The sequence below is a fragment of the Thermostichus sp. MS-CIW-23 genome (assembly GCF_054059455.1).
Genome location: NZ_JBSSCC010000015.1, coordinates 36,868 through 58,098 on the forward strand (window position 1 = coordinate 36,868; position 21,231 = coordinate 58,098).

General features: G+C 58.0%; 23 protein-coding genes and 3 pseudogenes. 15 read left to right on the forward strand and 11 right to left on the reverse strand.

The window, feature by feature from the left end; genetic code table 11:
- Window positions 1-75 precede the first annotated feature (75 nt).
- The 3 genes and pseudogenes from ACVW0B_RS07180 to ACVW0B_RS07190 form a co-directional block, all read right to left on the reverse strand.
- Entirely contained in the window at window positions 76-1,410 is a 1,335-nt protein-coding gene (locus tag ACVW0B_RS07180) for a type IV pilus twitching motility protein PilT (protein ID WP_457441953.1), read from the reverse strand.
- A gap of 271 nt (window positions 1,411-1,681) precedes the next feature.
- Window positions 1,682-2,251 (reverse strand): annotated as a pseudogene (folE, locus tag ACVW0B_RS07185) (GTP cyclohydrolase I FolE); the annotation flags it as partial.
- Between the two features lie 251 nt (window positions 2,252-2,502).
- Window positions 2,503-3,234 (reverse strand): SDR family oxidoreductase, encoded by a 732-nt coding sequence (locus ACVW0B_RS07190; RefSeq protein WP_414341872.1) that lies wholly within the window; start codon window positions 3,232-3,234, stop codon window positions 2,503-2,505.
- 242 nt (window positions 3,235-3,476) lie between these two features.
- Here ACVW0B_RS07190 and ACVW0B_RS07195 point away from each other — a divergent pair, with 242 nt between their 5' ends.
- The 5 genes from ACVW0B_RS07195 to ACVW0B_RS07215 all read left to right on the forward strand — a co-directional run bounded on the left by ACVW0B_RS07195 (window position 3,477) and on the right by ACVW0B_RS07215 (window position 8,595).
- Window positions 3,477-4,700, forward strand: coding sequence for an ABC transporter ATP-binding protein (locus ACVW0B_RS07195; RefSeq protein ID WP_457393250.1), 1,224 nt, complete (start codon window positions 3,477-3,479; stop codon window positions 4,698-4,700).
- 161 nt (window positions 4,701-4,861) lie between these two features.
- Window positions 4,862-5,605 carry an NUDIX hydrolase gene (locus ACVW0B_RS07200; protein WP_414406347.1) on the forward strand — a complete coding sequence of 248 codons (744 nt, stop codon included), beginning with the start codon at window positions 4,862-4,864 and terminating at the stop codon, window positions 5,603-5,605.
- Window positions 5,606-6,276: 671 nt separating this feature from the next.
- Complete coding sequence (trxA, locus tag ACVW0B_RS07205) at window positions 6,277-6,618, forward strand: thioredoxin (protein ID WP_011431863.1); 342 nt, start codon at window positions 6,277-6,279, stop codon at window positions 6,616-6,618.
- 114 nt (window positions 6,619-6,732) lie between these two features.
- On the forward strand, window positions 6,733-7,803 hold the full coding sequence (locus tag ACVW0B_RS07210) for an LOG family protein (RefSeq protein ID WP_457491320.1): 1,071 nt from the start codon (window positions 6,733-6,735) through the stop codon (window positions 7,801-7,803).
- A gap of 90 nt (window positions 7,804-7,893) precedes the next feature.
- The gene (locus ACVW0B_RS07215) at window positions 7,894-8,595 is read left to right on the forward strand and encodes a phosphoribosylanthranilate isomerase (RefSeq protein WP_011431865.1); all 702 of its coding nucleotides are present in this window, start codon (window positions 7,894-7,896) and stop codon (window positions 8,593-8,595) included.
- A 16-nt stretch (window positions 8,596-8,611) separates the two neighbouring features.
- On the opposite strand, the gene ACVW0B_RS07220 is transcribed toward ACVW0B_RS07215, so the two are convergent.
- The 5 genes and pseudogenes from ACVW0B_RS07220 to rbfA form a co-directional block, all read right to left on the reverse strand.
- Window positions 8,612-9,139 (reverse strand): DUF4115 domain-containing protein, encoded by a 528-nt coding sequence (locus ACVW0B_RS07220; RefSeq protein WP_414406348.1) that lies wholly within the window; start codon window positions 9,137-9,139, stop codon window positions 8,612-8,614.
- Window positions 9,140-9,271: 132 nt separating this feature from the next.
- Window positions 9,272-9,484, reverse strand: a pseudogene (locus tag ACVW0B_RS07225) (helix-turn-helix domain-containing protein); the annotation flags it as partial.
- A 65-nt stretch (window positions 9,485-9,549) separates the two neighbouring features.
- Window positions 9,550-10,374: a pseudouridine synthase gene (locus ACVW0B_RS07230; protein ID WP_011431867.1), complete on the reverse strand. Its 825-nt coding sequence runs from the start codon at window positions 10,372-10,374 to the stop codon at window positions 9,550-9,552.
- A gap of 41 nt (window positions 10,375-10,415) precedes the next feature.
- Entirely contained in the window at window positions 10,416-10,949 is a 534-nt protein-coding gene (locus tag ACVW0B_RS07235) for a hypothetical protein (RefSeq protein WP_414419853.1), read from the reverse strand.
- Between the two features lie 295 nt (window positions 10,950-11,244).
- Entirely contained in the window at window positions 11,245-11,679 is a 435-nt protein-coding gene (gene rbfA, locus ACVW0B_RS07240; RefSeq protein WP_414382476.1) for a 30S ribosome-binding factor RbfA, read from the reverse strand.
- A gap of 191 nt (window positions 11,680-11,870) precedes the next feature.
- Between rbfA and ACVW0B_RS07245 the strand changes: the two genes are divergently transcribed.
- From ACVW0B_RS07245 to ACVW0B_RS07255, 3 genes and pseudogenes are all read left to right on the forward strand, one after another.
- On the forward strand, window positions 11,871-12,086 hold the full coding sequence (locus ACVW0B_RS07245; RefSeq protein ID WP_238376842.1) for a hypothetical protein: 216 nt from the start codon (window positions 11,871-11,873) through the stop codon (window positions 12,084-12,086).
- 122 nt (window positions 12,087-12,208) lie between these two features.
- The gene (locus tag ACVW0B_RS07250) at window positions 12,209-13,672 is read left to right on the forward strand and encodes a cryptochrome/photolyase family protein (RefSeq protein ID WP_414328962.1); all 1,464 of its coding nucleotides are present in this window, start codon (window positions 12,209-12,211) and stop codon (window positions 13,670-13,672) included.
- Window positions 13,673-13,838: 166 nt separating this feature from the next.
- Window positions 13,839-14,743, forward strand: a pseudogene (locus tag ACVW0B_RS07255) (IS630 transposase-related protein).
- Window positions 14,744-14,811: 68 nt separating this feature from the next.
- On the opposite strand, the gene ACVW0B_RS07260 reads toward ACVW0B_RS07255, so the two are convergent.
- The gene (locus ACVW0B_RS07260; RefSeq protein WP_457491321.1) at window positions 14,812-16,071 is read right to left on the reverse strand and encodes a molybdopterin molybdotransferase MoeA; all 1,260 of its coding nucleotides are present in this window, start codon (window positions 16,069-16,071) and stop codon (window positions 14,812-14,814) included.
- A gap of 332 nt (window positions 16,072-16,403) precedes the next feature.
- On the opposite strand from ACVW0B_RS07260, the gene ACVW0B_RS07265 reads away from it, so the two are divergent.
- Genes ACVW0B_RS07265 through ACVW0B_RS07295 form a run of 7 tightly spaced genes read left to right on the forward strand, consistent with a single transcriptional unit; the run spans window position 16,404 to window position 20,376 of the window.
- Complete coding sequence (locus tag ACVW0B_RS07265) at window positions 16,404-16,766, forward strand: cation:proton antiporter subunit C (protein WP_457444247.1); 363 nt, start codon at window positions 16,404-16,406, stop codon at window positions 16,764-16,766.
- Window positions 16,759-18,231, forward strand: a complete 1,473-nt coding sequence (locus ACVW0B_RS07270; protein ID WP_457491322.1) for a cation:proton antiporter — start codon at window positions 16,759-16,761, stop codon at window positions 18,229-18,231. Before ACVW0B_RS07265 ends, ACVW0B_RS07270 begins: the two co-directional genes overlap by 8 nt.
- Window positions 18,215-18,619, forward strand: a complete 405-nt coding sequence (locus ACVW0B_RS07275) for a Na+/H+ antiporter subunit E (RefSeq protein ID WP_041436089.1) — start codon at window positions 18,215-18,217, stop codon at window positions 18,617-18,619. Before ACVW0B_RS07270 ends, ACVW0B_RS07275 begins: the two co-directional genes overlap by 17 nt.
- On the forward strand, window positions 18,616-18,867 hold the full coding sequence (locus tag ACVW0B_RS07280; protein ID WP_011431878.1) for a hypothetical protein: 252 nt from the start codon (window positions 18,616-18,618) through the stop codon (window positions 18,865-18,867). The genes ACVW0B_RS07275 and ACVW0B_RS07280 overlap by 4 nt, the downstream gene beginning before the upstream one ends.
- A 19-nt stretch (window positions 18,868-18,886) precedes the next feature.
- Window positions 18,887-19,168 (forward strand): monovalent cation/H(+) antiporter subunit G, encoded by a 282-nt coding sequence (locus ACVW0B_RS07285; RefSeq protein WP_011431879.1) that lies wholly within the window; start codon window positions 18,887-18,889, stop codon window positions 19,166-19,168.
- Window positions 19,169-19,177: 9 nt separating this feature from the next.
- Window positions 19,178-19,699: a DUF4040 domain-containing protein gene (locus ACVW0B_RS07290; RefSeq protein WP_414406336.1), complete on the forward strand. Its 522-nt coding sequence runs from the start codon at window positions 19,178-19,180 to the stop codon at window positions 19,697-19,699.
- Complete coding sequence (locus ACVW0B_RS07295) at window positions 19,696-20,376, forward strand: Na(+)/H(+) antiporter subunit B (protein ID WP_414419857.1); 681 nt, start codon at window positions 19,696-19,698, stop codon at window positions 20,374-20,376. The genes ACVW0B_RS07290 and ACVW0B_RS07295 overlap by 4 nt, the downstream gene beginning before the upstream one ends.
- Here ACVW0B_RS07295 and ACVW0B_RS07300 read toward each other — a convergent pair.
- Together ACVW0B_RS07300 and ACVW0B_RS07305 are read right to left on the reverse strand one after the other, a co-directional pair.
- On the reverse strand, window positions 20,371-20,796 hold the full coding sequence (locus tag ACVW0B_RS07300) for a type II toxin-antitoxin system VapC family toxin (RefSeq protein ID WP_414348624.1): 426 nt from the start codon (window positions 20,794-20,796) through the stop codon (window positions 20,371-20,373). The two genes, ACVW0B_RS07295 and ACVW0B_RS07300, sit on opposite strands and share 6 nt — an antisense overlap.
- Entirely contained in the window at window positions 20,780-21,013 is a 234-nt protein-coding gene (locus ACVW0B_RS07305; protein WP_071818136.1) for a FitA-like ribbon-helix-helix domain-containing protein, read from the reverse strand. The genes ACVW0B_RS07300 and ACVW0B_RS07305 overlap by 17 nt, the downstream gene beginning before the upstream one ends.
- Between the last annotated feature and the right edge of the window lie 218 nt (window positions 21,014-21,231).

Sequence of the window (21,231 nt, forward strand, 5' to 3'; positions counted from 1 at the left end):
GCCGGCTGCTCCCAGTTTAGGATAGGGCAAACCTTCCCTCAAGCACTTTGGCATGACTCCATCTCGAGACTGGCCCTAGATCCGGCCTCGCAGCCATTGGGCCATCTCATTGCGGCGCGGGGCAGCCTCCAGACACACCTCTTCGGTAATCCGCCCCTCTTGGTAAAGCCTAAACAGAGACTGATTCATCGTACACATGCCCTCATAGGAGCCGTCGGCGATCAGCTCCTCAATTTCATCCACCGCCCCCCGCTTGATGTAGTCCCGAATGGCATCGGTGTTGCGCATAATCTCGTGGGCCGCAGCTCGCTTGCCATCGGTGGTGCGCACCAGGGTTTGAGCGATGATCGCCACCAGGGTTTCTGCCAGCTGCAGACGCATCGGCTCCTGTTCTTCCGGCTTGTAAATCCCCAGCAGACGCTCGATGGTGCGGACGGCGCTGTTGGTGTGCAGGGTTCCAAAGACCAAGTGGCCCGTCTGGCCGGCCTTCAGGGCAATATCCACTGTCTCTCGATCCCGCATCTCCCCAATCAAGATGATGTCCGGATCTTCCCGCAGAGAGGCTTTCAGGGCATTGGCAAACTCCAGGGTGTGGATCCCGACCTCCCGCTGCCGCACCATCGATTTCTTGCTCTGGTGGACGAACTCGATGGGATCCTCAATGGAAATGATGTGTTTGGGAAAGTTGGAATTGATGTAGTCCACCATCGCTGCCAAGGTTGTGGACTTACCGGATCCGGTGGGGCCGGTCACCAAAACCAAGCCTTTGTGCTCTTCGGCAATGCGCTTCAAGACTTCCGGCGCCCGCAACTGCTCCAGCGTCAAAATTTTCAACGGGATCAGACGCATCACCATAGCCGGGCCAAGCAGGGAAACAAAGCAGTTGACCCGACACCGCACCAAACCCTCGTACTGGATGGCAGTATCCAGTTCCAAACATTCCTCAAACTGGCGAATTTGGCTCTCCGGCAGGCTTTCCCGCAGCCAGCCATAGAACATCTCGGTGGTGGTGACCGGGTAGTTGGTCAAAAGCATTTGCCCCCGATCCCGAAAGCGGGGCACTTCTCCTACCCCCAAATGAATATCTGAGTAGCCTTTGTCATAGGCTTCCTGCACCAGTTGGCGCAGGGTCAGGCCCGCAGGAGTAGCCGGGGCCACTGGGATCCGACCGGCAGCCGTTGGGCGAGCTGGTGGCGCAAAAGGCGGGGCAGCAGGATTGGGGCTGGGCGGCGGCACTGGAGGCCGAGCAGCAGCAGCCGGAGCCGGGGTGGGCGGGGGCATCTGAGGAGAAGCGGCAGAGCCCGGCACAGGCACCGGTACCTGAGGGGGAGCGACAGCCACACCAGGCGGAAGGGGCCGACCCAGAATGGGGTTGGGGGGGCTTTTGGCGTTGACAGGCCGGGATCCCATCCCTTGGGAAGCTGAACCCAGCACCGGATCCAGTTGCGTTGGAGGCTCCACCGGGGGCGTTTGAGCAGCCGGACGAGGCGGACGCTGCATGACCGGCGGAGCCGGGGGCTTCCAATCGGACTCCACGTCGGTGGGAAATTGATTTTCAGGGCTGACCTCGCTCATGACGGGCCTCGCTTCTGGCAGGGTTTGAGTCAATCTTAGGCTAGTATTCCCAGCCTGAGCAGAGGGTTAACTCAACCCAACCACCGGCAAAGCTCCGGGAAGCTCCCTAAAAATTGGACGGATGGCGAATAAGACTCAAAAACTCCTCACGGGTACGGGGATCCTCCTGAAACACCCCCACCATCGAGCTGGTGACCGTCCAGGAGCCGGCCTTTTGTACCCCCCGCATCACCATGCACATGTGGGTAGCCTCGATAACCACCCCCACCCCGTAGGGATCCAGCACCTCCATCAAGGCCTCAGCAATTTGCCGTGTCAGGCGTTCCTGAACCTGCAGGCGGCGGGAGTACATCTCGACGATACGGGCAATTTTGCTTAGGCCCACCACCTTTTGCTTGGGGATGTAGGCCACATGGGCTTTGCCGATAAAGGGCAGCAGATGGTGCTCGCACAGGCTAAACAGAGACACATCCCGCAACAGCACCATCTCGTCATGGCCCTCATCAAAGATGGCACTGTTCAGTAGCTCCTCCAAAGACTGCCAATACCCACTGGTCAAAAACTTCAAAGCCGCAACCACTCGTTCCGGGGTTTTTCGCAGCCCCTCCCGTTGGGGATCCTCCCCGATCCCCCGCAGCAGCGTCTCCACCGCCGCCACCATAGCCGGATCTGAGACATCCGAGCTACCCAATTCTTCTTCCGCAAAAGTGGCTCGATCTCGAATCACCCGAGACTTGAAATGGGCTTTGTCATCCATTCGAGATTGCGAGCCAGATCCGGGTTTCGCAAGGGTCATAGCAGGATATTCCTTGGTTAACGAAAGGCTAAGAGAACTCGGTGCATGCAACTCAGCTCAAGGGGCATCCAGTCAAAGGCTGCGATAGCCAAAACCCTCCCAAGTCACGGGCAACCCCAAACCAGCCAGGTCTAAAAGGCTCCCACCGCAGGCATGAAGGTGAGATCTTCCACCACCGCACCTGTGGGCAACCGAACAATATAGGTAATCAAATCGGCTACCCATTCCGGCGAGAGCATTTTGGAACGGTCGAAGTTGACCCCTACCGTGCCCGTATCCCAGAGGGACGTGTCCACCGCACCAGGGCACAGGCTGGTGACCCGAATGCCATGCTGTCGTTCCTCTTCGGCCAAAGCTTGAGAAAAGCCCATTAGGCCGAACTTGCTGGCACAGTAAGCTCCCCAGTTGGGAAAAGCTCGCTTGCCCGCAATCGAGATGACGTTGACAATCGTGCCGCAGCGCTGCCGGCGCATTCCGGGAAGTACGGCTTGGGCACACAGAAAAGCTGCCGTCAAGTTCAAGTCGATCACTCGCTGCCAATCCGACAAAGGTAAGGTGGCCAAAGGGCCAACGTGGGCCATGCCCGCATTATTGACCAAGACATCGCAGACGCCAAATCGATCCAGGAGAGCCTGCAACTGCTGGGGCAGAGCTGCTAAGTCGGCCAAGTCCATGGGAAAAACCGCTGCCTTACCCCCCTGGTCTTGGATTTGGGCCTGCACCGCCAGCAGATCAGGTTGGGAGCGGGCCACCAGAGCCACCGCTATCCCTTGTCGGGCTAGGGCTAGGGCTACCGCTCTGCCGATCCCTCGACTGGCCCCTGTAATCAGAGCACGTTCGGGAAACTTTGTCTCAAAACTCATTTACAACAAGCCTCTGGAGTGCGCCACACAAGCAAGCGCCGCCCAGGCCTGAGAAACTTCGTTAACTAAGTGTAACACTGATTTTCCATCGCTTCCCTTGGAATCAGGGTAGGGCGCAGAGACCTCAGCCTATCCTGCTCAAGATCCGTCCGCTGGCTGTTGAACCTCGATCCGGCTAGGTGGGGTCTGGGAGTATGGTAGTGTGGTAAAAATGGTGAAAATCTTTTGCAACAACAACCGTCATGGCTGAGTCTTTGTTTTCTCCAAGCCCCACTGCCGCGCGGGAGGATCCCTCCTACATCCTTCAGCTTGAGGGCATCAGCAAGGGGTTTCCCGGCCAGCGGCAGTTGGTTTTGCGGGAAGTCGAGTTTCGCCTGCCCCAAGGAGACATCCTCAGCATTGTGGGCCCATCAGGTTGTGGGAAAACCACCTTATTGCGCACCATTGCCGGATTTGAGCAGCCGGATAGCGGGCGGATCCTGCTGGGGGGGCAGGTTGTGGCTGGGGAGGGGCAGTGGATCCCACCGGAGCGACGGGGAGTGGGGCTGGTGTTTCAGGATTTTGCCCTGTTTCCCCACTTGAACGTGTTGGCCAATGTGATGTTTGGCCTCCGACCCACTACCCCGTTTGCGTCGGCGGCAGGGGGTGGCAATCGCTCCTCCTCAACTGAGTTGCGAGCTGAGTTGCGAGGCGCTGCCCAACAGGCGCGGGAACGCGCTTACGAGGTGTTGCGGTTGGTGGGCCTGGAAGACTACACCCATCGTTATCCCCACGAGCTTTCGGGCGGGCAGCAGCAGCGGGTGGCTTTGGCGCGGGCTTTGGCCCCCAGGCCTAGCTTGATCCTGTTGGATGAGCCGCTGAGCAATTTGGATGTGCAGGTGCGCTACTACCTGCGGGAAGAAATCCGCAAAATCCTCAAGCAAACCCAGACCTCGGCCATTTTTGTCACCCACGACCAAGAGGAGGCTCTCTGCCTCTCCGACTGGGTGGCGGTGATGCGGGAAGGCCGTATTGAGCAATGGGGATCCCCGGAGGAGGTTTACCGGGAGCCGGCTACTCGCTTCGTGGCAGAGTTTATTACCCAGGCCAACTTTCTGCGCTGTGAGCGGCGGGAGTTTGGTTGGCAGGCTGAAGAGCTGCTGCACATCCCATTCCAGGCTTTGAGGGATCAGCCCGACCCCAGCTTGCGCTGCGCAGAGTTGATGGTTCGCCAGGAGGAGTTGCATTTGCACCCTGATCCTCAGGGAGGCATTGTCATTCGGGATCGACAGTTTTTGGGGCGAGAGTACCGCTATTCCCTGATCACAGCAGCCGGCAAAGAATTGCACGCCCTAGCCCGGGAAGCCCTGCCTGTGGGCGCGCGGGTTCACATTGCTGTTGGGCAAGGTCGGCTGTTCCCCCTCGCTGAGGGGTCCTCCGTGGCTGAAAAAGAGCCAAATCGCGCAAAAAGTAAAAGTGTTGCCTGAGTCGGGGTTCTTTTGCACACCTTTAGCAACCCATCTTCCCCGCGACACGAAAGCCTTCGCCCCAGATAGGGCTTAGACTGGCAAGACGGTGGTCCAGGCTGGTAGCTCCCTCTGGAGGGACAAACTGGGTAGGCTGTTGGTGGAGGATTCAGTGCCAAGCTATGCAGGGATCCCGCATCGTGGCAGGCCCATCGGAGAACCGGATCGCCTTGGCGGAGTTCCGGGTGGGCGTGGATGCGGTCATTTTCTCCATCGACACTGAGCAGAATCGCCTCCTGGTGCTGCTGGTGCGGCGGCGGGAGGATCCCTTCCGCGGTTGCTGGGCTCTGCCGGGAACGCTGGTGCGGCGCTCAGAATCCCTAGAAGCAGCGGCCTACCGCATCTTGGCGGAGAAAATTCGTGTTAAAAACCTCTATCTGGAGCAGCTCTACACCTTTGGGGGGCCGGAACGGGATCCCCGCGAGGCCGAGGATGGCTATGGAGTGCGCTACCTGTCGGTCAGCTACTTTGCCCTGGTGCGGTTCCAGGATGCTGAATTGCTGGCAGACGGAGTGGAGGGCATTGCCTGGTATCCCGCCGACCAGATTCCCCCTTTGGCCTTTGACCACGAAGAGATTTGCCGCTATGCCCGCCGTCGCCTCTGCGCCAAGTTGGAGTACAGTCCGATTGCCTTTGACATTTTGCCCGCCACCTTCACGCTAGGGGAGGTCTATCAGCTCTACGGCACCGTTTTGGGCGAGGGGTTCTCCGACTACTCCAATTTTCGCGCCCGCCTACTGAAACTGGGTATCTTGCAAGATACCGGCCAGAAAAGTTCCCAAGGAACAGGCAGACCGGCAACCCTCTACCGTTTTGATGCGGCTGCTTTCGAGAAAATCCGTCATAAGCCGATGGTGTTTGTCTGAAGGCCGTCTGAGGGATCCCGGCTCGCCAAGGCCAAGCTGGCCAGATCGGTTGGTATAGATTGGCTTTTATTCAAAGGGAGTTCCATACATGACCACCTAGACAAAGGTTTATGCCTTGATCATGGTCATTTCAAGTTAGGCTGAGACACTTCCCAACTACTCCGCGTCGCTTCCACAACTATCCTCAACCCCTCTTCCAATGGAACAGTTTCATTCCTAGTTAAAATGACTACAGTCGTTTCAGGTTAGGGTGAGACGCCTAGGCTACTGAGAAAAGCTTTCTAGCCCTTTGCATTATTGCTCCGCAACGCTGACGCGACCAAGGTTTTAGGTGTGGGTGCAGTGTCCTAGTTTGAATCAAAGTGACCATATAGGATAGGAGCAGCCTGGTCATGACGCACTCAACTATCCCGGGAACCTTGCCAAGACAAATCTTTTGATGGATGCCGTAGAAGCCTGCTTCAGCACGGCTCAGATGCTTTCGGTGCCGTCCCCAAACTGCCTAGCGCTGCGGTTGGCTGAGCGAAGGTCTCAGGCCGGGATCCCAAGGGACAGTTCCTTTGGCGAACGCTCCGTGTAGTAGCAATGGAACAGGCTGAGGTCACCAGCAGCCTGGGGGCTGTGCTAAGATCAGAGACCGTGACAGGTGTTGTTTCAGGAGTTATCCAGGCATGTCTGCAGCAATAGATATCGCTGATGCCACCTTTGAGGCAGAGGTGCTGCGCAGCGATATTCCAGTTCTGGTTGATTTTTGGGCACCTTGGTGTGGCCCCTGTCGGATGGTGGCTCCTGTGGTTCAGGAGATAGCTGAGCAGTATGTCGGCAAAGTTAAGGTTGTAAAAATCAACACCGACGAGAACCCTCAAACTGCCAGCCAGTACGGCATTCGCAGCATTCCCACCCTGATGTTGTTCAAGGGCGGCCAGAAGGTGGATGTGGTGGTCGGCGCTGTACCCAAGGCAACTCTGACCACGATCCTGGAAAAGCACTTCGACACACCTGCCGAAGCCTGAGGGCTATGCCTTGGGTGTTTCAGAATGTAACTTTTGGGTTCTGGATTAGAACCCAGCTGCCATTTTGTGCTGAGAACTGATTAAAGTAATTCCAGAGAACTTTAGGATCCCAGCTTGACCGATTCCGTTTCTTCCCTTCTGCAAGAAGTTTTTTCCAACGCTGAGACCCGCCTAAAGCAGTTGGAGCATCACCCCAACCGGACGGCCTGGCTGCGTATTTTGCAGTCGCTGCAGCGCATGGGATCCCTAGAGCTGAGCCGTTTGGATGCCAAGATCTTGGCGGCCACTCTTGAGGATCTGGAGCAGGGGTTTGCCGCCTTCCAAAACTACGCTCATCAACGCAAGATCACCGTTTTCGGGTCGGCACGACTGGGGCCAGAAAGTCCCGAATATCGCCAGGCCCAGTTGTTCGCCTACTGCATCAGTCAACGGGGATTCATGGTCATGACGGGGGGCGGCGGCGGCATTATGGAAGCCGGCAACCGAGGGGCAGGGCTGGAAAACTCTTTTGGGCTCAATATCCAGCTTCCCTTTGAGCAAATGGCCAATCCCGTTATTGCTGCCAGCGATCGGGTCATCAACTTCAAGTATTTCTTTTCGCGCAAGCTCTTTTTTGTTAAAGAAACCGACGCGCTGGTGCTTTTTCCCGGCGGTTTCGGCACTCAGGATGAAGCCTTTGAATGCCTAACCCTGATGCAAACCGGCAAAACCAAGCTCATGCCCTTGGTGCTGGTGGACAGAACAGGTGGCTGCTACTGGAAAGAATGGGACGAATACGTGCGGGAGCACCTGCTTGGTCGCGGCTTGATTAGCCCAGAAGATCTCTTCCTCTACACCCTAACCGACGATGTGGGAGATGCCTGTCAGCAGATTGTCGATTTTTATCGCGTCTTTCACAGCAATCGCTACGTGCGAGAGCTCCTGGTTTTGCGCTTGAACACCAAACTTTCACCGGAAGCCCTAGAGATTTTAAACGAAGAGTTTGCCGACATTCTCGATTCGGGCCGGATCGAGCAAACTGGGGCCTTGCCGGAGGAAGCCGAGGAAGATATTGCCCATCTGCCACGGCTGGTGATGCACTTCAACCAGCGCAACTTCGGACGGCTATGGCAAATGGTGCGCCGGATCAACAAGCTTCACCCGGAACAGCCGGATCCCTTGCAAATGCGCCCTGAACAAAAGTAGATGTATCGGCACCCTCAGAAAAATCTAAAGAACCAGCAGCTAACCGTGTTTATTCTTTGTTTATTAGCTATTTATTAGCTAGCACTCCCAATGGGCCGGTTGTTTGTCAAAATCTGCGGCATCACCCGTCAGGATCAGGCGGAGGCCATCGCCGCGCTGGGGGTGAGTGCCCTTGGGTTCATCGCGGTGCCCAATACCCCCCGCTATTTGCCCCTCTCGGAAATGGCCCGTTGGGTGGGATCCCTGCCCGGCCCTGTGGAAAAGGTGGGGGTCTTCCTGGATCAGGATCCCCGCGCCATCGCCGCCTGGGTGGAAACGGTGGGCCTCACGGCTGTCCAGTTGCATGGCCAAGAATCCCCGCAAGATTGTCAGCAATTGGGGGAATGGCTTCCCGGAATCCGCCGCATCAAGGCCCTGCGCGTCCGCCAGCCGCAAGATCTGGAAGTGGCCAATCTCTACCGAGACTGTGTGGAGATGCTGCTTTTGGATGCCTATCACCCCCAACAGGCGGGGGGAACGGGGCGAACCCTGAATTGGCCAGAACTTGCTCGCCTTTCGCGTGAGCGGGCTCTGCCCTTGCCTTGGCTACTGGCTGGTGGGCTGAACCCGGACAATGTTCTGCAGGCGCTCAGCCACCTGCAGCCAAGCGGCATCGACCTCTCCAGTGGTGTGGAACGTCGGCCAGGCGATAAAGACATCGACAAAGTCCGGCACCTGCTGCAGCAGCTTGGCTCCCAAGGGTGGGAGATTGCTCCTACTCTGCCGCCGATAACGCCAAGCGCAACGGGATGATCATTTGGCTGGGTTCCTACTGCAGCGACTGAATATCCAACCCCGGCTCGAACATCAGCTCTTTCACTTCCCCAAATCGGCCCATCACTCCAAGCTCCCGGTCGTTAAAGGTCACCAACACACCGCCCGCATTGCCGGTACGCAACACGATTGACTGCTCCGCTTCCCAATTCAACTCGGCCCCTGGCTGTAAGGTGGCCTCAAAAACCGTTTGCCCATCGGCGATGACCCGCAACCAGGAAGGGCGCTCCACAACGCGAATATCCAGACGCACCGGCTTGCGCCCCGCCCCCCCTGAGTGAGCTTCCAAGACCTCGGGGAAGACGCCCTGAATGCGCGTCCATTGGTCGAGGGTGGGAAACAGTTGGCGGGCCGTGGGCTGAGCTGCCGACAGAGTGGGATCCGGGGAGTTGGCAGCAGGCGGTTGCTGGCCGGATCCCTCCCGACTGACCGTTGACAGGCTCACCAGCCAACGCCCAAAGGGATTGCCTGTGCCTTCCAAAAGAGCCGACAATCCCCCCACCGTCAGCACAATCAGCACCACATAAGCAGCCCAAAGGTGGAGAGGGCGCAGGGCAAAGGCAGGTTGCTGGCCGACAACAGCAAGAGGAGCTGGCGCGCGGGGGGTTTTGGCCGATAAAAGCGGAGAGGCACGCCGAGAGAGGGTTTCGCCATCCAACCCCAAATAGTCGGCATAGCGCTTGAGAAACCCTTGCACATACACCGGCTCCGGTAACCGGCTCAAGTCAGCTTCCTCCAGCGCCTGCAGATATTGGCAGCGAATGAAGGTATCGTTAGCTACTTCTGTCAACGTCAGTCCCCGTGCCTCCCGTGTTTGCCGCAACAGGGATCCCAGGGCTTCTAAAGAGTGTGCTGGCTCTTGCATCATTTGGCCACCTGCGGAAGAAAGGAGGCTACTGTGAGAGTTTGCACTCAGTTAGAGGCTCTGACGAGCTAATCGCGTGAGCGGGCCGGAGGCCTTAGAGGGCGCTTCCCGAGCGAGGATGAGCTGCTGTGCCCGGTGAGAGGGGCCAGCAAAGCTTGGAGCTCATGGGGATCCAACTGGCGGAACTGGCCTGCTTTCAGGTTGCCCAAGCCCAGTGGGCCAATGGCTTCCCGATGTAAGCTGAGCACCGGATGCCCAAGACGCTCCGCCACCCGCCGAATTTGCCGGTTGCGTCCCTCAAACAACACCACCCTCAGCCAGGAGCAATTGGGATGCTCCCTTTGCCGGAAATCCGGGGCAGGACAAAACTCCACCTCCGCCGGCAGAGTGGTGTACCCCTCTAAGTCTACTCCGTCTCGCCAATGTTGCAGAGTGGCCTGACTCGGATGCCCTTGTACCTGTACCCGGTAGGTTTTGGGCAGATGATAGCGCGGATGGGTCAGCTTCAAGGTCAAGTCGCCATCATTGGTGAGCAGCAAAGCGCCACTGCTGTCCGCATCCAGCCGGCCCACCGGGTAGAGGCGGGTTTGCCGTTTCCAAGATGGGGGGAGCAGATCCAGCACCGTCTTGCGTCCCCAAGGATCTGCACAGGTTGACAAAACCCCCACTGGCTTGTGCAGGAGCAAAACATAGCGCGCCGGATCCTTGGCCAAAGGGATCACTTGCCCATTCACCTCGATGCAATCCCGCTCTGGGTCGGCTTTGGAGCCCAGCTCAGTGACCACCTTCCCATTGACCCGAACGCGCCCGGCCAGGATCCAGGCTTCCACCTGGCGACGCGAGGCCAATCCCTGCTGAGCCAAGAGCTTCTGTAGCCGTTGGGGTTCTGCCATGGGGATTTGAACAGCAAAAGCAGCAACCGAAGCTGGGGGTGCTAGGCGGCAGAGCCTGGGGCCTCCGGCCCGCTTACGTGAACGGGGTTGGAGAGCCGGTCGGACACACCAGCAGAATTGGAGGGCAACAGCAGCATCTCCGACTGAGACTCTGAGTTTCCTCCTAGAGAATAGCTGAGGCCACAGTCGAACTCTTCTGCCAGCCGACAGACTTCCTTGAGATCTCCCACCGACCAAATGCTCCAACTGCTGCGAATTTGGTTATCCACCCACACTTCCACGCGATTGCCTTCGATGTGCATGATGCGCTTGGGCTTGGCTTCTGAAGGGCAACCTGCAGGCTCGGCCAAGGCCTCCGGCCCGCTCACGCGAAGGGAAGATTTTTGCCTCAAGGCCCCCAGAGCCGCCATGAGCTGCGGCAGAGCCAGCAAAAGGTGCTGAGTGGCCTGTTGGGGTTGCCCTTTCAAGCAGGAAACCAAAGCTTCGGCAACACTCTGGTTTAGGGCCTGCAGAGCTTGGAGTGGAGTAGCACCCCCTAGAGAGGGATCCGGTTGCAGTGGGCTTTGAACATCCATGAAAAGGCAGGAAAGGCATGGACAGCAACCTTACAGCCCTTTCGCAGGTTGACCACAACAACGCCGCTGCCCTTTGGAGCAGAGCGCTCTGGTTTGCGCAAGTGTGCCGCAGACATGGAGTCCTGTACGGATAGACGATCGGGGGAAGGGCTGTATAGCTCCCTTAAGCCTAACAAATCCAAAAACTTCAGGGCCCGCTTACGCGACACGAACGGTAAAAAATCTTTCTTTCATGTTGTCCGCATTGCTGCAAAGCAAAGGCCTCTCTATCTGGTCTGCTTAGCCATCGGTGCAATTATTCACCGCCCGATGGGTTTTCTTCGCCCTCGGCGGTGTTCTCTAGCGGTTCCTCAACCCCAGTCTGGGCCTTGGCCTCAAAGGTCGGTCTCAGTTGGTTGAGCAGGGCCAAAACGCGGGATCCCCGCTCCAAAGAGCGATCCTGCAAAAACACCACCGTTGGCACCCGTCGCAGGCTGAGGCGCTGGCCGATTTCCCGCCGCACAAAGGGTGTGGCCGCCGCTAACCCTTCCATGGCCCGGTGTTGAGCTGTCTCATCCCCATAAATGCTGACGAAGATGCGAGCATTTTGCAGGTCATTGGAAACCTCGACATCCACAATGCTGACCATCCCTGCCCCGACCCGGTCATCTTTGATCTCCGAGAGCAGGATTTGGCTGACCTCTCGTTTGATCAGTTCTGCTACCCGTGCCACTCGTCGCGCTGTCGCCATTTTTGGATACCTAGGCTAACATCATCCGCAAGCCTGCTCTGGCTGGTGTGGAGCTCAGCCCTTGCCGGCTCGATCCCAAGAACAGTAGCCAATGCTACGAGCATCTCTTCCTTCCACCTTTATCCTGAGTCCATGTCCATCTTGCCTTGAGTATGAATACCTAAAGCCATCGATGGATGGATGGAGACGTGATGATCAAGACGCCAGAGGCGCTGCGGCGCTCCATTGAGCAGTTCATGCTGAATGTGACGGAGCCGCTTGACCCGTTGCTCTCGCTGAAGCTGACTCAGCTGGTGGTGATGTTGGGGGATACAGCTTACGCGATGGGATACAGCGATGGCCAGCAAAAGCCAGAGGAGCGCTGCCGCTATTGTCCCAGTCGGGTGTTCGACAGTCTAGAGCTTTGATAGGGTTCTTCAAGGTTCTTTAGAATGTAGCTTCTGGCCGCCCCGGCTCCCAGCCTTGGGGGGGGTGAGTTGAAAGAGGCGGTGGAAACCAGCCAAGATGGGATCCCATTGCTTGGCAGCCTATGACTTCCCCCGTTTTGCTTTGGCATCGTCGCGATCTGCGGTTAGGGGACAACACAGCTCTTCATGAGGCAGCCCAGCGCAGCTCTCAGGTGGTGCCTGTCTTCATTTTCGACCCGCAGATGCTGAGACGGTCGGACATGGCCCCAGCTAGGGTGGCCTTTTTGCTTCAGGCTCTGCAAGAGCTCCAAGAGCGCTACGCCCAGATGGGGATCCCACTGATCTGGCGGCTGGGGGATCCCTCGGTGGAGTTGCGGTGCTTGGCCACAGACCTGGGAGCCAGGGCCGTGTTTTGGAATGCCGATGGGGAGCCGTTCGCCCTACAGCAAGAGAGTCGAGTGCAGGCCAGTTTGGCCGCAGCCGGGATCCAGTCCTTCTCCTACCAAGATATGCTGCTGCACGGGCCGGGGGAAGTGTTGACCCAGGCGGGGGAGCCCTATTCGGTCTTCACTCCCTTCTGGCGCAGGTGGGCGAGCTTGCCCAAGCGGGATCCCTACCCAACCCCCGAGGGTCTGCAGCCGGTATCGGGACTAAAAGCGCAGCCTCTACCGACTTTGGCAGATTTGGGCTTTGTCTGCGACCAGCGGATCCCAGCAGCGGGGGAAGCAGCGGCTCAAGCCCTTTTGGAAGACTTTTGTCAGGGTTTGCGCATTTTGGACTACGAGCGAGCCCGCAACTTCCCGGCTGAGCCGGGCACTTCTCTACTGAGCCCCCACTTGTGCTGGGGAACGATCGGCATTCGCCAGGTGTGGCAAGCCACGCGGGAGGTGGAAGCCGAGGTGCGCAGCCAAGAGGCCGAAAGCAGCTTGCAAACTTGGCGGCAGGAGCTGTGCTGGCGAGAGTTTTACAAGCATGTCTTGGCCCACTGGCCCCACGTGGAAACCGGAGCCTATCGACGAGCCTTCGACGCCCTGGAGTGGGACAATCGGCAGGACTGGTTTCAGGCCTGGTGCACCGGTCAGACGGGCTACCCCATCGTGGATGCGGCCATGCGCCAACTGAACGAAACTGGCTGGATGCACAACCGCTGCCGCATGATTGTGGCCAGCTTCCTGACCAAGGATCTGCTTATCGATTGGCGCTGGGGGGAACGCTACTTTATGCAAAAGCTAGTGGATGGGGATCTGGCGGCCAATAACGGCGGTTGGCAGTGGAGCGCCAGTGTGGGCACGGATCCCAAGCCCCTGCGCATCTTCAACCCGGCCACGCAAGCAGCCCGCTATGACCCGGAAGGAGAGTACATCCGCCGCTATCTGCCGGAGCTGGCACGGCTGGATACGCCGGCTCTGCTGTGGGTGGGAGATGACCCCAAGGGAGCCTGGGCTTTGCGGGAACGGCGAAGTTGTGGCTATCCGGATCCCATTGTGGATCACAAGGTGCAGCAGCAGGCGTTCAAACGGCGCTACCAGGCGGTGCAGCAGGCCTACTCTAGGTCTGTTCGAGACGGTCTCCCCCCTCCTTCCTAGTCCTCTGTGCCGCTGCCCCCTCTCTCGACGACGGCAGACAAAAGGCAAGACAGGTGCCATTTGAAATGACCACAAAGCAGGTCTGTGTAGTTGTAGTCAATTCAGTTGACAATGAGACGGTGTTAAAGGCAAGATGACGTGGGGGTAGACCTCAGGAGGAAGCTTCATGACCTATAGCTTAGACCTGAGAGAGAGAGTCGTAGGGTATGTCCAGGAAGGGGGCAGCCCCACTGCAGCTGCACAGATGTACAAAGTCAGTCGTGCAACGGTTTATCGCTGGCTGAACCGAGAAGACCTGAGGCCGACAAAAGTCAAGACTCGGAAGCGAAAGATAGACTTGGTCGCTCTGCAGCAAGACGTAGAACAGTACCCAGAAGCTCGACTGAAGGATAGAGCCCAGAGGTTTGGCGTCCATCCCAGCGCTATTTACTATGCTCTTAGGAAGATGAAAACAACGCGAAAAAAAAGAGTTAAGGCACCGAGAGCGGGATTGGCAAGAGAGAATCCAAGAGAGAATCAACGACTCTAGGGTCTTGAGGGAGTTGGTTCAGAAGTATGGAAGTGAGAGTTTAGCTTACAATGGGCTCTGCACCGCTGACGCGAATGATGAGAGAATGACGAGACAGGGTTTGGGGAGATACGCACCTGTTTTATGCTTGGCCAAAGAGAGGGGAGAAAGTTTATGGGAAGAGAGAGAGCTGAGTAGCCGGTAGGAGGAAGGAGAGAGGGGGTTTGATAGCCCCGACGCTTTTTCAAGTAGCTCGAATGCGGAAGAATTTGAGGGACACTAAATGCCGAGTTTGGAGAGGACATCTGTATTGACTCTAGGCAATGGGCCGATTCAAAGGCCTAGGGCCTGCTCGGCGAACGGAAGGGAAGGATAAAGGATTTGATGAAAGCGGCAGGGCAGGAGGTGGTTTTTTGCTGAGGCCCTCGCCAGACTTGAATGAGATTGAGGGTGACTTTAGTGCTCTCAAGAGGGCAAGGATGCATGCTGATAGAGGAACTTCTGTGGATGAAGTGATAAGGCCTGCGGTCCGCTGTTGCAGACGGAACTGTTGTACTGGCTAGCGTCTCATTGTTATTTGGATTGACTATGGCGGCTATTCCAGCAGCAGCGAGAGGAGGGCTAGGGATCTTCAGGGCAGTTGCAGCACCTGAACGGGCGAACCAGCAGGGATCTGGGTTGTCCCTACTGGCAGCACAGCCAAGGCATTACAGCCGGCCAGACTGATGAGATTGCCGGAATTGAGGTTGGCGGCGGGCTGAAATTGGATCCCTTCGGGCTTGACCTGCAGCCGTCCCCAGAGGTAGTGTTCCCGCTGACCGTCGGCATGCAGATCCACCGGGCTGAAGGCGGAGAGGATCTGCCAGTAGGGGGGCAGGGATCCGCCCATTTTTCGCAGGGCCGGGTGCAAAAAGCGCCAGAAGGTCACCAGGGCAGAGGCAGGGTTGCCCGGCAGGCCAAAGTAGAGCTTGGGGGGGCCGTGGGGATTGGGAAAACGAGCCACCGTCAGGGGTTTGCCCGGCTTGATGGCCACGCTGCGGATGAAAATCTCGCCTCCCAACTCCTCCAGCACCTTTTCCACCAGGTCAAAATCCCCCACCGATACCCCTCCGGAAGAGATCACCCCATCGGCGGAGGCCAGGGCCTGCTGGACGACCTGCCGCAACACCTGGAGCCGATCCGGCACGATGCCCAACTGGATCGGGATCCCACCCGCTGCCTTGACCAGAGCCGCCAGGCCGTACTGGTTGGAATCCACGACCTGCCCCGGCCCCGGCACCTGCTGGATGGGCACTAGCTCATCCCCTGTCGAGAACAGGGCTACCCGGGGCTGACGAAACACCGGCACCATCGCCTGTCGGATGGCGGCCAAAACGGCTAGCTCCGCTCCGCCCAAAGCCTGCCCTGCCGGCAGGAGGGGATCCCCCTGGCGGGCAAAGTCTCCCTGAGGCCGGACAAATTGGCCCCGCTGCGGACGCTGCAAGAGGCGAACGGTTCCTGGCGAAGGTTGCTGCGTGTATTCCTGCATCACCACGGTGTCCGCACCGCTGGGCAAGAGGGAGCCGGTGTAGAGACGCACCGCTTGTCCAGGCTGGAGCTCTCGGGTGGGTGCCTTTCCGGCGGGGAGAGTCTCAATCACCTGCAGCTCACAAGGGATCCCCGCTTGCACATCTTCATGGCGCACGGCATAGCCATCCATACTGGAGGTGGGATGGGCCGGAAAATCCTGGGGGCTATACACAGTTTGGCTGAGAACGCGGCCTTGGGCGGATCCCAGCTCCACCCACTCTGGGCCCAGCGGCTGAGCCGCCTGCAAAATCAGGGCTTCTGCTTCCGCCACCGGCAGCATCACGGCTTTTAAACCCCCTTCTCCAACACCTTTCTTCAGCATCCAGAAGTCGGTTCCGCCAAGGCCATTAAATTACAACTTAAACTGCGAACAGCAGCCATGAATTCCGACCTTGGCATGAGAGGTGTATGACCAGGATCCCACCAAGCCCCAGAGCTGGCAAGAAGTCGCAGCAAGTTGCCCATTGGGAGCTGCAGCTCTTTCGAATTCGGGATCCCGGTCTTGCTGGGGAGATGGGGATCCCGGCAGCGTTGCAACCGGCCATAGGCTATCTGGCTGCTGTGACTGCGGAAGCTGGATACTGGTCGCGTAGCGGGCGTAGCCTTAGGACGACTGAGCCACCGGATAGCTCGAGTGCAGCAAGCGAGGTGTCTATGTTAAATGCCGCCGTCATCCTCACGATCTTCCTTGGCTTCTGGGGAGTCGTGGTTAAGCGCAACCTCATTATGAAGATCCTGTCTATGGATGTCATGAGCACCGGGGTCATCGCCTTCTTCGTGATCTGGGCAGCCCGGAGCGGTGTGTTCACCCCCATCTACAAACCCTGGCGCGAGCTGGACTATGCCGACCCGGTGCCTCAGGGGATCATCCTCACGGCCATCGTCATCGGCCTATCGGTACAAGCCTTGATGTTGGTGGGGGTGATGAAGCTCTCCCGCAATCATCCCACCCTCGAAGTCGAGAGCATCGAACAGGCACTCGCGTCAGGGGCGCAGAGCACTTCTACCGATGACTGAGCTGACGCTGGTGTGGGTGGCATTGCCCTTTCTGCTGGCCTTCACAACCTACTTGATGCCGGCCCTGACCCGTCCCAGCTTGGTGGGGATGGCCGCGCTGACGGTGGCCTATGCGGTGCAACAGGGGGGCTTGCCCGGCACAACCGCTGCGCCCTTGGAGCTGCAGCTTTTGGATCACTTCGGGGTGACGCTGCGGATCGATGCCAATGGAGCAGCGATGCTCTTGGCCCACGGCCTGGTCACGCTAGGAGTGGCCCTGTATTTGGATAGACGCTTTGCGGGCAGCCGCTTTCTGGCCATGCAGTTGCTGATCGTCCACGGTAGCGCCAATGCTGTCGTCATCAGTGCCGACCTGATCAGCGTCTACGTTTCCCTGGAGGTGCTCAGCATCGGCGTGTTTTTGCTGCTGACCTACGGGCGGCGGGCTGAGGGCCAACCCACAGTGGAAGAAAATGCTCCGCACCGCGATCGCCAGCTCTGGGTGGGGCTGCGCTACCTTTTCATGAGCAATGTGGCCATGCTCTTCTACCTGATGGGCGCAATCCTGGTCTATGTGCGCACGGGATCCCTGGCGATGAGCAGTTTGGCTATGGCCGACCCCACGGCCTTGGCGCTGATTGCTGTGGGTCTTTTGGCCAAGGGGGCGATCTTCGTTGCCGGCCTGTGGCTGCCCCTCACCTACGTTACCGCGGATCCCGTTGTTGCGGCGGTGCTCAGCGGTTTTACGACCAAAGCAGGAGCCATGGCTTTGGTGCGCTGCAGCGAGGCTTCGCCGGTCTTGGCCCAGGGGTTGCCCTACTTGAGCGCTGGTTCAGCCGTTTTCGGGATCCTACTGGCCTTGATGGCGAGCACGCCCCAGCACCTTCTCGCCTGGAGCTCGGTATCGCAGATGGGATTTGTGATTGCTGCCCCTCAATGGGCAGGTTTGTACGGTCTTGCCCATGGGTTGGCAAAGCCCTTGCTGTTTGTTGGAACAAGCGTGACCCATCCCTGGCGTTGGCCGATGCTGCTCTTGGGGACGGCTTCCCTGGCAGGGGTACCCGGCAGTTTGGGGTATGCGGCCAAGGCCCTCAGCTTGTCTGCTCTGGATCCCTGGCACGAGTGGCTGCTGGTGGGGGTTACCGTCGGCACCACTTGTTTAGGCGTGCGAGTGCTGCGGGCACCTGTTTCTCCAATGAAGGGGGCAACCACCTCTGCAACTCCTTGGCAAGATAAAGTGGCACTGGTGCTTTGGGGTGGGGGCTTGCTCTGGGGCTGGCTACCGGCGGCCTATGGCGCTGACAATCTTCTCAAGGCGCTCCTCAGTTTGGGCGTTGGGATCCCCCTAGGCTGGTTTTGGGAGCGGATCCCTTTGAAGGGAGGGTCGGTGAACGAAGGGCTGGAAGCAGTGGTGGGCGGCTTGAGCATAGTGTTGGTGCTGGTTTGGGCTCTGTTAGCTGTGGGGAACTATGGGACGCTACCCTGAGTTGGGTCTATTGGAGATCGGCCTGCGCCTCTTGATTTGGTTTCTGCTGACGGGCAATCTGAGCTGGGACAATGTGGCCATCGGGGTGGCGGCAACGTTGCTGCTGCCGCGCCAGGCTTCCGCACCGGTGCAATGGCGGGATTGGGGGCGAGTGCTCCAGGAAATTCTTCTCGCTATCCCAAGAGCCTACTGGGAAGCCTTCGAGATGATCCTCAAGCCCCACACTGTTGAGGAAGTTGTATACAAACAAACCCTGCCCAACCGTTCAGCAGGGCTGGTGTTTCTGGATATCTTTTTAATTACCTTCACGCCCAAAACCATCGTGCTCAATTGCAATGCCCAAGGCACTTATGAAGTCCATGTGCTCAAGCCGCGGGAGGACGTGTGAACCTACTGCTGTTTCTCCTGACCCTAACGCTGTGCTTGCCCCTGTATGCCGCTTGGCTGAAGGAAGATATTTGGCAGACGATGCTCGCCTTTGCCAGCTTGGCCACAAAGACGGCCATCCTGATTTTGGTGGTGTCGGTGGTGCGGGATGATTGGATGATCGGGATTGTGGGGGTTTTGATTTTGTCGGTGGGCAATGCGGCCTTAATGCTCTTGGCTCATGTACTGAAACGGCTGGAAATGCTTTAGAAAGGCCCTGGGGGTAGGTATGGAAGTCTGGGTGGAAGGTCTGAGCTATCTGTTGTTTGGGATTGGTGTGCTGTTTTGGTTGTGGGGAACGGCGCCGCTCCTTGGGGATCGCTCGATTTTATTTAAGCTGCACGGCCTTTCGGTGTCGGACACCCTGGGCTCTATGAGCATCATGCTGGGGCTGCTGTTGCGGATCCCACGGGAATGGCCCCTGTTGGTGTTGGCACTGATCTCCCTGGCTATTTGGAATACCATTCTGGGCTATGTGCTGGCGTTTTGCTCGCAGCGCAAGTCCCTATAGGAGGGCAGGATGGAAGAGACCCTGTTGCTGGTGATGGCGTTACTCCTGCCCCTGACGGCAAGCTTGGTGGTGACTCAGACCAATCCCTACCACGCCTTGGTAATGCGAGGGATCCTGGGGACGATTGCCGCCCTGATCTATGCGCTGTTTGGGGCGGCGGATGTGGCCCTGACCGAGGCACTGGTGGGCACCATGCTTTCTATTACCCTCTACGCCATTGCGGTGCGCTCTTCGCTGAGCATGCGCCTGGGCGTTCTCGAAGGCAGCCCTGTGCTGGAGGCCAGTACCTCAGCAGCACGGCAGTTGTTACAGCAGATGCGCCAAGGGCTACAGCGGTACCACATGCGCTTGGAGTTGACCGCCTATGGGAGTTCAGAGGCGTTGGTGGCTGCTCTTCGCAGCCGAGAGGTACACACCATTGCCCTTGAGCCCGCCGGAGAAGCAGCAGAGTATCGCCTGGTTACACGCGTACCCCGCCTGCAGGCCATTTTGGCGCAGCAAGCTCTGGCCGCTGAGGTGATGGCAACATGAAGTGGGTGTATGGGATAGCGGTGTTGCTGGCAGCCCTACAGCTCATCGTGGGCGAGGCGGGATCCGTTTCCCCCAATCGCGCAGCGGGCGTAGCTTTAGTCGAGGCAGTGGAGATTCTGGCCAGCGAAAGCGGTGTGCCCAACACGGTGACGGGTCTCATTCTGCGCAACCGCCTCTACGATACGGTCTTTGAAGTGGTGGTGTTTTCTACGGCGATTTTGGGCGCCCAATATCTGCTGGCGGATGAGCAGCCGACAGCCAATGTAGCTCAATTTACCGATATTCCCTCGATTGTGTTGGCGCGAGTGGGAGCCACCATTTCGGCTTTGATCGCGGTGGAGCTTGCCATTCGAGGGCACCTGACGCCGGGCGGGGGCTTTGCTGCTGGGGTGGCAGGAGGGACAGCCATTGGCTTGGTGGCGATCACCGCCTCTTCCGCCTGGATGGAGGCCATCTACAAACGGTGGCGGGCTGCGATGTGGGAGAAGCTGTCGGTGGTGGCGTTTATCGGGGTGGCTGTGATGGCTCTGGCCGGCTGGGAATTGCCTAGAGGGGAGTTGGGAGCTCTGTTTAGCGGCGGTTGGATCCCGATTCTTAACATTTTGGTAGCCATCAAAGTGGCGCTGGGATCCTGGGCGGCAGTTTTGATCTTTATTCGCTACCGCGGCTTGTTATGAGGGTCTAAATGGGTTAATGAGAGGTACCCCTGTCCCGGCAAAATCACGGACATTGCGAGTAACCAGGGTAAGTCCGTAAACCAAGGCTGTAGCAGCCAGTTGTTTGTCAATCGCATTTTGAGAGTGAGGTACGCACAGGCTTCCCCATACCTGGGCTTCGGTAATTGTGAAATCAAGAATGTGATCGGCATAGTCATCGACAACCGTTTGCAGCCACCTCTCCAGAAGGTTGGCTTGCAGATGATCGCCGCGATGGCGCATGAGTTCAACGCCTCGGCGGAGTTCGCCCAGCGTGATCACGCTGATGTAGATGCGGGCCTCTTGCTCAATGGCAGTTTGAAGAAATTCTTGAACCCCGGAGTTGGCTTGACTGTGTTTGCGCAGCTCACTGATGACGTTAGTGTCAAGCAAATACGTCATGGGCAGTGTTATCTTGCACCCGCTCAAAGTCTGAATCGTTGCCAACGTTAGGTATCGATCTGAGCACTTCGGCAAAGGACTGTTTCGCAGGCTGGAGTAAGACTTGCTCTAGGATTTTGCGGTGTTCGGCCTCTGCACTAACGCCGTGACGACTAGCCCTTTGTTTGAGAGCTTTGACAATGGCTTCGTCAACATTGCGAACAATTAACGTGGCCATAGAGCGTTTCCTCGATCGGCAGATCCCTGGGCGGCTTTGCTGCGACGATAGCATTGATATCATCTAAAGTTCAAGTTTTCCCGTCTATTGATACTGATGAAGAAGCTGCCCTTTTGCGGGTTGCCCCAGAGAACTCCTGCCTGCCAGGGATCCAAGCTCTGCCTGCTGTGCATAGCCTTTGAAAGCGCAACACTCAAAAAAGAGGGATCCCGATGAGC

Excerpts from the sequence above, each read along its gene's own strand:
- ACVW0B_RS07180 (WP_457441953.1), bottom strand. The coding sequence starts at position 1,410 with ATGGGATCCCGGCCTGTCAACGCCAAAAGCCCCCCCAACCCCATTCTG.
- ACVW0B_RS07190 (WP_414341872.1), bottom strand. The coding sequence starts at position 3,234 with ATGAGTTTTGAGACAAAGTTTCCCGAACGTGCTCTGATTACAGGGGCC.
- ACVW0B_RS07195 (WP_457393250.1), top strand. The coding sequence starts at position 3,477 with ATGGCTGAGTCTTTGTTTTCTCCAAGCCCCACTGCCGCGCGGGAGGAT.
- ACVW0B_RS07200 (WP_414406347.1), top strand. The coding sequence starts at position 4,862 with ATGCAGGGATCCCGCATCGTGGCAGGCCCATCGGAGAACCGGATCGCC.
- trxA (WP_011431863.1), top strand. The coding sequence starts at position 6,277 with ATGTCTGCAGCAATAGATATCGCTGATGCCACCTTTGAGGCAGAGGTG.
- ACVW0B_RS07215 (WP_011431865.1), top strand. The coding sequence starts at position 7,894 with ATGGGCCGGTTGTTTGTCAAAATCTGCGGCATCACCCGTCAGGATCAG.
- ACVW0B_RS07230 (WP_011431867.1), bottom strand. The coding sequence starts at position 10,374 with ATGGCAGAACCCCAACGGCTACAGAAGCTCTTGGCTCAGCAGGGATTG.
- ACVW0B_RS07235 (WP_414419853.1), bottom strand. The coding sequence starts at position 10,949 with ATGGATGTTCAAAGCCCACTGCAACCGGATCCCTCTCTAGGGGGTGCT.
- rbfA (WP_414382476.1), bottom strand. The coding sequence starts at position 11,679 with ATGGCGACAGCGCGACGAGTGGCACGGGTAGCAGAACTGATCAAACGA.
- ACVW0B_RS07245 (WP_238376842.1), top strand. The coding sequence starts at position 11,871 with ATGATCAAGACGCCAGAGGCGCTGCGGCGCTCCATTGAGCAGTTCATG.
- ACVW0B_RS07250 (WP_414328962.1), top strand. The coding sequence starts at position 12,209 with ATGACTTCCCCCGTTTTGCTTTGGCATCGTCGCGATCTGCGGTTAGGG.
- ACVW0B_RS07260 (WP_457491321.1), bottom strand. The coding sequence starts at position 16,071 with ATGCTGAAGAAAGGTGTTGGAGAAGGGGGTTTAAAAGCCGTGATGCTG.
- ACVW0B_RS07265 (WP_457444247.1), top strand. The coding sequence starts at position 16,404 with ATGTTAAATGCCGCCGTCATCCTCACGATCTTCCTTGGCTTCTGGGGA.
- ACVW0B_RS07270 (WP_457491322.1), top strand. The coding sequence starts at position 16,759 with ATGACTGAGCTGACGCTGGTGTGGGTGGCATTGCCCTTTCTGCTGGCC.
- ACVW0B_RS07275 (WP_041436089.1), top strand. The coding sequence starts at position 18,215 with ATGGGACGCTACCCTGAGTTGGGTCTATTGGAGATCGGCCTGCGCCTC.
- ACVW0B_RS07285 (WP_011431879.1), top strand. The coding sequence starts at position 18,887 with ATGGAAGTCTGGGTGGAAGGTCTGAGCTATCTGTTGTTTGGGATTGGT.
- ACVW0B_RS07290 (WP_414406336.1), top strand. The coding sequence starts at position 19,178 with ATGGAAGAGACCCTGTTGCTGGTGATGGCGTTACTCCTGCCCCTGACG.
- ACVW0B_RS07295 (WP_414419857.1), top strand. The coding sequence starts at position 19,696 with ATGAAGTGGGTGTATGGGATAGCGGTGTTGCTGGCAGCCCTACAGCTC.
- ACVW0B_RS07300 (WP_414348624.1), bottom strand. The coding sequence starts at position 20,796 with ATGACGTATTTGCTTGACACTAACGTCATCAGTGAGCTGCGCAAACAC.
- ACVW0B_RS07305 (WP_071818136.1), bottom strand. The coding sequence starts at position 21,013 with ATGGCCACGTTAATTGTTCGCAATGTTGACGAAGCCATTGTCAAAGCT.